We start from the raw sequence: 9,156 nt of genomic DNA on the forward strand, positions 1-9,156 counted from the left end.
CCATCGCCGCAGACTCACACCCCTCTGTTGGCGCCGACCGAATGTGTGCAGCCACGGGTGGGGCCGGATTTTCGCAAGCCCCACGCGTAAAATGTTCAGGATGCGGACGCGTCCGTGGGCAGGCGTACCAGGCCGAGGCTCGCGCAGCGTTGCACCAACGGTGCGCGTGTGAGTTCCGCTTCGGCCGCGTTGCCTGCCCGATGCAGTGCGCTTCCGAGTAGGAATCCTGCGCGCAGCGCGGCCATCGGCCTGCGGTCCGCGTCGATACCCGTGAGGAGGGTGATCGCCCGGTCGACGGCGAGTCGGTGCTGATCGGCGCCGGGCTCGGCCAGCAGCAGCCGGATCGCGGAGTCCTCGTCGAGTTCATCGATGGTGGTGGCGATGCCGTCGTCGCGCCGGATCTGGCGTGGACACAGAAGCATCGCGGTCACACCGGGATCCAGGGCGAAGCCGAGCCGCACTTCTTCGTTGTGGATCCGAGAGGCCAGGCGAGGCAGGTCGAGGCGTTCGGCTTGCTCCATGCCCTCTTCGAGAAGTTCCCGTGCACCCTCGCGATCACCGAGTAAGGTGCGGACCCGGGCGCCGGTCGCGTAGGTCGCCAGCATGAAGTCGACACCGCCGCCGCCTTCGGTGGACAACTCTCTGCTCTGCGCAAGGAGGTCGGCGGCAGCAGCGAGATCGCCTGTCTCGTAACGTAGGTCGCCGAGGACGGCGCATGCGACGCGGGTCGCGTGCGAGGCGGGGCCCATCGTGGCGCTGGCGGTGTTGAACGCGTCGGTTAGCAGGTCCTCCGCGCCCGCGATGTCGAGCTGTTCCCTGGCCGCCAGCCCGGCGAAACAGTGACCGTACATTGACAGGAACGGGCCCGTCGCCTGGTGATACGGTGTCGCCCAGAGCTGCCGACGTCGCGCCTCGTCGAAGTCAAAGCGCTGGATCGCCGCATAGATGGCGACGTTGGCTGCCACGCCTGGGACTCGCGGAGGGAAAGCATCTGGCCTGGCCAACGCTTCGTCGATCAGGCCTTCCAGCTCCGATACCCGGTCGGCGAACATTTCCCGGACAGCGATCGCGACATTGGCTTCGGCACGCAGACTGTTGCGTTCGGACTCGGAGAGTTCGGCCGAGGCCAGGGCGGTCTCGAAGCGGGCGAGGGAGGCTGCGGTTCTGCGCAAGGCCAGGTTGGCCCAGACGCTGAACAGCTGGATGCGGGGTCTGGCCCGGGACACGCCTGGGGGAAGTTTGGCCAAGATGCCCTGCAGCAGCATCATTCTCGACCGTTCCTGCAGGTAGGCTGCGCCTTTTTCAACGAGATCGGCCGCATGTTCGGGATCGTCGGCGGCCAGTGCCTGCTCGACCGCGTCGTTGAGCAGATGGTGACGCGCGAACCAATCCGCCGCCCGTAGACGGAGTGATGCCATCTCCTCCGGCCGGTCCTGAGCTAACCTGCGGCGCAGGTATCCCGCGAACAATTGGTGGTAGCGATACCAGTCCCGGTCCGGGCCCACGGGTAGCAGGAACAGACCACGGTCGGCGATGTCGGCGAGAATCTCGGCGGCGTCGATGCGCCCGGTCAGCGCGGTTGCCAAGCCGCCGCAGATCCGCTCGCAGATCGAGGTCGTCATGAGGAAGTCGAGCGTGTCCGGATCCAGCCCGTCGAGCACGTTCTCGGCGAGGAAATCCCCGATGTCAGGGCGGACAGCGAGGCTCTCGAGCAAGTGCGCCGGATCCTCGCCCGCGCGCAGGGACAGCACAGCCAACTGCAGCGCCGCGACCCAGCCGTCGGTCGCGCGAGCGAGAGCGGCGATCTCGGCGGCCGTCAGGTGCACACCACCTGCCTCGGCGAGGAACGTTCGCACCTCCTCCTGATCGAAACGTAAAGTGGCGGCATAAATTTCGGTGAGCTCGCCATGAATGCGCAGCCTGCTCAGCGGCAACTCGAGTCGGACGGTGCTGGTGAGGACCAGGGGCAGATGGTGGCAGCCGTGCTCGAGCAGGAACCGGACCGCCGCCACCGACGCGGGCTCGGTGACCCGCTGCCAGTCGTCGAGCACCAATGTCACACGCTGATCGCCGGTGTGCAATCCGTCGATGAGCGCGGTCAGCACGACGCGGGTTGGTTCGTCGGGATCGGCCTCCAAGAGCTGGTCGAGATCGCTGGCGAGCGTGGGGACTGCGGACCGGATCGATTCGACGAGGTGGGTGAGGAACCAGACGACGTTGTCGTCATCCTCGTCGACAGTTAGCCACGCGACCGCGGCACCGTGTGCGACCAGTTCGTCGTGCCACTGCGCAGCTAGCGTGGTCTTGCCGAAACCGCTGGGTGCATGGATGGCGGTGAGTCGCGTGTGGCCGCTGGTGCGCAGGTGCTCGAGCAAGCGTTCCCTGGCGAAGGTGGCGCGGGCAGGCGTCGGAGGACGGTACTTCGTGGTCGGCGAAGCTGGTGCAGTGGTTCGTCCGTGCAGCCGTGGCGACGGCGCGAGGGGCGCCATGGCACGCAGTTGCGCGCTCGGAACGCGGAGAATGTCTACCGGTGTGCCGGTACTGCGCTGGGCCGCAACCAGTTCCGCGGCGAAGGCGGCGGCACTGTCCGGCCGATCGGCGGGGTCGGTGGCCATTGCGTGCTCGATGACGGCGCGGACCTCGTCGGGTATGTCCTGGTCGGTGATGTCGGGGCCTTGCTGCGCGGAAACGCGCAGAAACTGCGACAGCACCTTCTCGCCGATTCGGCGCTCGTAGGCGACATGACCGGTGAGCGCGCAAAAGAGGGTGGCGCCGAGGCCGTATACGTCGGCAGCGGGAGTCGCCAAACCACCGCGCAGTACCTCCGGCGCGGCGAAAGCGGGGGAGCCGGTAACGATGCCGGTGGTCGTGCGGAACCCGCCTGGGGTCCTTGCTATCCCGAAATCGGTGAGTTCTGGTTCGTTGTAGTCGCTGAGTAGGATGTTCGATGGTTTTACGTCGCGGTGTAGAATTCCGGAACGATGCGCGGTCTCGAGCGCCCCCGCCATCTTGACACCTAGCCGCAGTGTCGCGGTCCAGTTGAGTGGTCCGATGGTGTGGATGTGCTGCTCAAGCGATCCGCGCGCGTGATAGGGCATCACCAGGTAGAGGTGTCCGCCGTGCGTGGTGCCGGCTTGGAAGACAGCAACGATGTTCGGGTGACCGGACAGCCTGCCCATCGCCTGCTGCTCGCGCACGAACCGTTGCAGCCCGTCGGGATCAAGCTCGGATGTCAGCACCTTCACGGCGACGACTCGGTCCAGGTCGGGTTGCACGCAGCGGTACACCACGCCGAATCCGCCGCGCCCGATCTCCTCGGCGTCCTCGAAGCCCTCGGCGGTCAGCTCGGCCCCGATCCCCGAGGGCGAGCTGCGCTGTGTCCGCGAGTTGTTAGCCATGTCGGCTCGATTCGGTGACGCCCGCTGGCGGTGCGCTGTTGCGATCGCCTCTACCGAGGATAACTCCGGAAGGAGGGCGTTCGACAATCCTCCGGCCCGTTTCGGCCGACAGTCGATCCACCGGCATGTGATCTCTTTTCGCCGTGTCATCCCACCTCAGATGACGTAGGGCCTGTTCGCTTGACGGTCTCACCGGCGTCGCGCCCGAGCATTGGCGTCGGTGCAGACGTAGGTCCCGAGGAGTTCCAGCTAGGGGTGGGCTGCCACAGCGCGTGCTTGCCGACATTGGGATCACACGGAGTTGGTACTCGCACTTACCCAAACTGCTCGGGCGAGGATCGTCATGTCATATCGGATAGGCCGTTCACCGGCACCGCCTATCCATACCGCGTTCGTGTCATGGCCAGACCCCAGCCCGCTGCAATCGTGGTGGGAGCAGGTCATGCACCACCGCATCCCACCCGCGTCCGGGCGTCGCAGCGGCCAGAAGGCCTCCGGACCGTCGGTGTCCGGGCGCTGACGCGGTGGCGTAAGTGGAATTGGCAGGAAAAGCCCGTCGAGGGTGTTCGTACTGAGGTCGCCCGACAGCGCTTCCATTGACGTGGAGCGAGGTAGGGCACCGATTCAACGGCGGGTCCTCGAAGGAGGACTCATAGTTGAAGGTGGTGGCGGATCCTGTCGTTCCAGGCTCGCTCCGACACGTCATCCGTACGCGGTGAACTGACGTTCGACCATCAGCGGCGCAAGGGGGTATTTCCGTGCGTCGCTGGTCTGTCTGCTCGGAATCGGTCGGAAGTTATTCCGGTGGCGAGGAGCGGCGATGAATGGACACGCCGCGTGGAACGTGCGAGTGCGCGGTGAGAACACCACCCAGCGCCTCGATCGGAACTGGTCCCCGCTCCTGCAGGAATTGCGCGTCCTGCAGACCGGCGTCCAGGTGCTGACCGGCTTCCTGCTGACGTTGCCGTTCCAATCGAGGTTCGACACCCTGAGCACCCCGTCGCGCGTTGTCCATCTCGTGGTGGTTTCCGCCGCGATCGTCTCGACGTGCTCGTGATCGGCGCCCACCGCCTGGCACTCGTGGGAATCGCGCTGCTCGGCGTCGCGCTGACCGGCATGGCGGTGCTGATTTTCGATATGGTCATCGGCACCGCCGCGGGCGTCATCGCGGGAATTGTCGCGGCTGTGCTGTTTGTCGGTCTCTGGGTGATCCAGCCGTTCCTTTATCGGCGTTAGCCAGGCCGAGCAGGCCGAGGGCGAAATCCGCGTACGCGGTGGCGATCTGTTCGGGGGAGGACGGGCCGTCGAGCCGGAACCATTGGGAGAGCGCGGTGCACATCGTCGCGATGGCCCGCCCCGCGTCGCGGGCCCGGTCGGTCGACCTGCCCGCTTGTGGTAGCCGACTGGTGAGATCTCGTATTCAACTATGGCGAGTGCGTCGTGCATGCTGGGCGGATCCAGCACCTGACGATGGCCGAACGCGAAGAGATCTCCCGCGGACCAGCGATGGGCTGTTCGACACGGACGATCGCGACACGCATCCGAGGATCGCACGGGAGATCGCCCGCAACGGTGGCCGCACCGCCTATCTCGCCGCTACGGTCGGTGAGAAGACGTAGCGGCGAGCACGGCGGCCGAAGCTCGCCAGTGACGAAGGTGTGGATATGCGGCCGCCTATCGCCGAAGTCGGTTGCCTGGCTGTGATGGATTGGGCGCTGCGCCCATTTTTGATCCCCGAATACTGTGCTGTCGGTTGGTTGTTTGTGCACCTGTTGACCGAGAGACTCGACAGATGATCCAAGCCACGACCGTGGATGGGTTGATCGTCGAGCTGAGGAGCACCACGAGTGCCGGAATTCGATTGATTGGTGATCGGTGAGTTAAATATCGAAAGGCCGCTGCGGGCTGTGGCTTAACGGATTAGCAGGCATATCCGCCACCGTCTTCGTAATGGCTGAGGACCTTCCACGGCCTCTCTGCGATCGTGCTCTCACGTCGCGATGCCGCTCGTAGATCTTAAGAGGTCGAAATGGCAACAAAGCCAATAGCAAGAGTACGCAGTGGTGTTCGAGGTGAAAGCAGTGTTGAGGTGGACTCGACACGGGCATACCTTCAGCAGATCGGGCGTGTGGCCTTGCTGGCTGCGGAGCAGGAAGTGGATCTGGCAATCCGCGTCGAGGCAGGTTTGGTCGCCGCTGCGAAGTTGCAGGAAGTCTCAGAAGGTATGAAGTCTCTCAGTGCTGCCATGCGGCGAGATTTGGTGTGGCTCGTGCGAGACGGCATCAGGGCCAAAGATCATCTGCTACAGGCGAATTTGCGACTTGTGGTTTCGATTGCCAAGAAGTACAACGGGCGTGGCCTGGACTTCCTGGACTTGGTCCAGGAAGGAAACCTCGGCCTCGTTCGTGCTATCGAGAAGTTCGATTACAAGAAGGGCTTCAAGCTCTCGACATACGCGACATGGTGGATACGCCAGGCTATCAGCCGCGCGATGGCCGACCAGGGACGCACCATTCGCATCCCAGTGCATGGGGTGGAAGTGATCAACCGTCTCGGCAGTGTGCAGCGCGCCCTTGTGCTAGAACTTCGCCGCGCACCGACGACCGAGGAACTCGCCGCGGAGATGGGTATCGGTCCGGCGAAGGTGCAGGAGCTACAACAATTGGCGCTCGAACCGGTCTCGTTGGACCAGATGATCGGTGATGATGCGGACACGAGCCTCGGTGATCTGGTGGAGGACTCTGAAGGTGCGGTCGCTGTCGAGGCTGTGTCGTTCGCTCTCATGCAGCGTCACATGGCGTCGGTGCTCGATTCCCTGACCGAGCGAGAGGCCACTGTCATGAGGTTGCGGTTCGGTCTAGTTGATGGCAGGTCACGAACACTCGACGACATCGGAAGTATCTTCGGCGTGACGGGCGAGCGGATCCGGCAGATCGAGGCGAAGACTTTGTCGAAACTGTGCCACCCGGCGCGCTCGTTTCCGTTGCTCGGCTACCTCGACTGAATACCGTAAGTCACCTGTGATGGGTGATTGGGCGGCATGTGGTGATCGACTCGCCTACTCGATGACGGTGTCGAATATTGGCTGCACGATCCGCATGGCAGAAAGCGCTGTGAGCGCACCGCAATACCCGGCCGTGTGGATGATCGCCTCGACGATCTCTTCGCGAGTGAGACCATTGGCGAGTGCGCCAATCACATGGCTGGCGAGCTCCTCGTGCGCTCGTAGAATGGTACTAGCCGACGAGATGGTGATTTTCGATCGACAACGCAGGCGGCAAGCCCTCGGTTTCAAACGAGCCCGGCCGCGGAAGAGATGTTGAGGATCGAGCCCATGCCCTCATCTGCGGCATTACGGCCTTGATCCCGTATGGTGCGCCGACGATGTTGACGTTCAGAATGTGCAAGGTCTCCTGGGCGTCGATGGCCCACAGTCCTCGCGCCCCGCCTGCGGTTCGGACAGGCTGTAGACGCCGATCATGTTGCCGCCGAGCATCTCCGGCAGCCACGTCCATGTCGACCTCGGCCAGCCGTCCGACGGTGGAAGATCCGCACTGACCGCTGACGAGGGTTCCCTTCACCGGGCTGGGTGCGGTCCACGACGAACTCGACTTTGTCCCAATTGCTTCTACACCGAGGATGGCTGAGGCGGTGTCGATGCGATACCCCGACCTCTGTGCTGGCGAAAACGCGACCATGAAAATCCGATGGCCCCGCAACGGGGCTGGAGGCTGGGGCGGCGTCCGAGTAGCGTGATCCGCGCGGCTTTGCAATGAGCCAAAGGTCGAAAGCGCGGATTACTGAGGTATTTTCGGGAGGGGATCGGTCGCGGTAGCCACGTTGGCCAGTGTGTTGGCGGTGGTGCCAGTGCCCACGTCCATGCCACTTCTGAAGCGGCCGTGCCAGTTTCGGCCTGTGATGAGTAGCCCGTTGTTGTGCCCGGTGGATGTGACTTGATCCAGAATGTGTTGCAACTGCTCGGTGCCGGTTCGGCCGATCTCAACGGGTCGTAGCCGAGTCCGTCGGGGTTCGGGATGTGGGCGGTGACGCGGCAGAGGGTTGGCCTGCCTCCGCTGCCGCCCCGCCGCCGCTCCGTGTAGGGGGTCGTCGCGGTGGCGGGCGACGGCGATATTTATCGCACCGTTGCGCAGTGCCCAGGTGGTGCGCGATGAACCCTCGACCCGCCACCACCATCCGAGTCGGAAATGGTTTCCGTTGGACATCGACGCACTAGCGACACCCTGGCGAACCTGGATGATCGACCCCTGGCGATCTCAGCAGGGTTTGTGGGGAGACTATGCGCGCCTCGACGGTCACCCCCGCCTGCGACGATGACAATCTAGAGGCAGGGGCGCCATCGCGAACCCTCCACCGTAGAGCGGCCACTAATCGGAGAGGTCTAGTAGTAGTTCTCGTATGGCTCGATAGAGATCAGACGGCCGGCGGAGTCCCAGAGGGCGGCGCGGAGCCAGCGCCATGCGCCGGGGGACGCGTGACAGACGCGGTTCTCGACTAGATGCCATGACGCACACTCACCGTCGTTGAAGCAAACGAATCGGACGAGTTGGACGCCGGTGGTGGGGTCCCAGATGCGGGTGCCGTCGTGGCTGCTGGTGGCGAGCCGGGTGCCGTCGGGGGACCAGGCCACAGCGGTAACCCCGCTGGTGTGGCCGGTCAGGTGTAGTGTTTTCTCGCCGGTGGTGGGGTCCCAGATGCGGGTGGTGCCGTCGTGGCTGGTGGTGGCGAGCCGGGTGCCGTGGGGGGACCAGGCCACAGCGGTAACCCCGCCGGTATGGCCGTTCAAGTGCAAGGTTTCCTTACCGGAGGTGGGGTCCCACAGGCGGGCGGTACCGCGGCTGGTGGTGGCGAGCCGGGTGCCGTCGGGGGACCAGGCCACAGCGGTAACCCCGCCGGTATGGCCGTTCAAGTGCAAGGTTTCCTTACCGGAGGTGGGGTCCCAGATGCGGGTGGTGCGGTCATGGCTGGTGGTGGCGAGGTGGGTGCCGTGGGGGGACCAGGCCACAGCTGTAACCCGGTCGGTGTGGCCGGTGAGGTGCAGTGTTTCCTTTCCGGTGGTGGGGTCCCAGATGCGGGTGCCGTCGCGGCTGGTGGTGGCGAGGTGGGTGCCGTCGGGGGACCAGGCCACAGCGGTAACTCCGCCGCCGAAGTGGCCAGTCAGGTGCAGTGTTTTCTTCCCGGTGGTGGGGTCCCAGATGCGGGTGGTGCCGTCGTGGCTGGTGGTGGCGAGCCGGGTGCCGTGGGGGGACCAGGCCACAGCGGTAACCCCGTCGGTGTGGCCGGTCAGGTGCAGTGTTTCCTGACCGGTGGTGGGATCCCACAGGTGGGCGGTGTGGCGGCTGGTGGTGGCGAGCCGGGTGCCGTGGGGGGACCAGGCCACAGCGGTAACCCCGTCGGTGTGGCCGGTCAGGTGCAGTGTTTCCTCGCCGGTGGTGGGGTCCCACAGGAGGGTTGTGCCGTCGCGGCTGGTGGTGGCGAGGTGGGTGCCGTCGGGGGACCAGGCCACAGCGGTAACCCCGCCGATGTGGCCGGTCAGGTGCAAGATTTCCTTACCGGTGGTGGGGTCCCAGATGCGGGTGCCGTCGCGGCTGGTGGTGGCGAGGTGGGTGCCGTGGGGGGACCAGGCCACAGCGGTAACCCCGTCGGTGTGGCCGGTCAGGTGCAGTGTTTCCTGACCGGTGGTGGGGTCCCACAGGCGGGTGGTGCGGTCATAGCTGGTGGTGGCGAGCCGGGTGCCGTC

General features: G+C 65.0%; 4 protein-coding genes and 3 pseudogenes. 3 read left to right on the plus strand and 4 right to left on the minus strand.

Features of this window, described 5'->3' with window-relative positions; translation table 11 throughout:
- Window positions 1–95: 95 nt before the first annotated feature.
- Complete coding sequence (locus tag ACFVJ5_RS27710) at window positions 96–3,398, minus strand: protein kinase (protein ID WP_379224435.1); 3,303 nt, start codon at window positions 3,396–3,398, stop codon at window positions 96–98.
- Between the two features lie 820 nt (window positions 3,399–4,218).
- On the opposite strand from ACFVJ5_RS27710, the pseudogene ACFVJ5_RS27715 reads away from it, so the two are divergent.
- Window positions 4,219–4,634 (plus strand): annotated as a pseudogene (locus tag ACFVJ5_RS27715) (DUF6328 family protein).
- Here the strand turns inward: ACFVJ5_RS27715 and ACFVJ5_RS27720 are convergent.
- A complete protein-coding gene (locus ACFVJ5_RS27720) occupies window positions 4,561–4,737 on the minus strand; it encodes a hypothetical protein (protein ID WP_379224437.1) in 177 nt (58 codons plus the stop codon). The pseudogene ACFVJ5_RS27715 and the gene ACFVJ5_RS27720 sit on opposite strands and share 74 nt — an antisense overlap.
- Window positions 4,738–4,838: 101 nt before the next feature.
- On the opposite strand from ACFVJ5_RS27720, the gene ACFVJ5_RS27725 reads away from it, so the two are divergent.
- Window positions 4,839–5,102, plus strand: coding sequence for a helix-turn-helix domain-containing protein (locus ACFVJ5_RS27725; protein WP_379224439.1), 264 nt, complete (start codon window positions 4,839–4,841; stop codon window positions 5,100–5,102).
- A 388-nt stretch (window positions 5,103–5,490) separates the two neighbouring features.
- Window positions 5,491–6,402: pseudogene (locus tag ACFVJ5_RS27730) on the plus strand (RNA polymerase sigma factor); the annotation flags it as partial.
- A gap of 54 nt (window positions 6,403–6,456) precedes the next feature.
- Here ACFVJ5_RS27730 and ACFVJ5_RS27735 read toward each other — a convergent pair.
- Together ACFVJ5_RS27735 and ACFVJ5_RS27740 are read right to left on the minus strand one after the other, a co-directional pair.
- A pseudogene (locus ACFVJ5_RS27735) lies at window positions 6,457–6,633 on the minus strand (carboxymuconolactone decarboxylase family protein); the annotation flags it as partial.
- A 1,164-nt stretch (window positions 6,634–7,797) separates the two neighbouring features.
- On the minus strand, window positions 7,798–9,156 hold a 1,359-nt coding region (locus ACFVJ5_RS27740), incomplete at its 5' end, for a WD40 repeat domain-containing protein (protein WP_379224440.1).

Origin of the sequence: Nocardia sp. NPDC127606, assembly GCF_042671725.1 — a bacterium.
Lineage (GTDB): Bacteria > Actinomycetota > Actinomycetes > Mycobacteriales > Mycobacteriaceae > Nocardia.

Bases quoted from the DNA above. Each gene is read 5' to 3' on its own strand.
- ACFVJ5_RS27710 (WP_379224435.1), bottom strand. From the start codon at position 3,398: ATGGCTAACAACTCGCGGACACAGCGCAGCTCGCCCTCGGGGATCGGG.
- ACFVJ5_RS27720 (WP_379224437.1), bottom strand. From the start codon at position 4,737: ATGTGCACCGCGCTCTCCCAATGGTTCCGGCTCGACGGCCCGTCCTCC.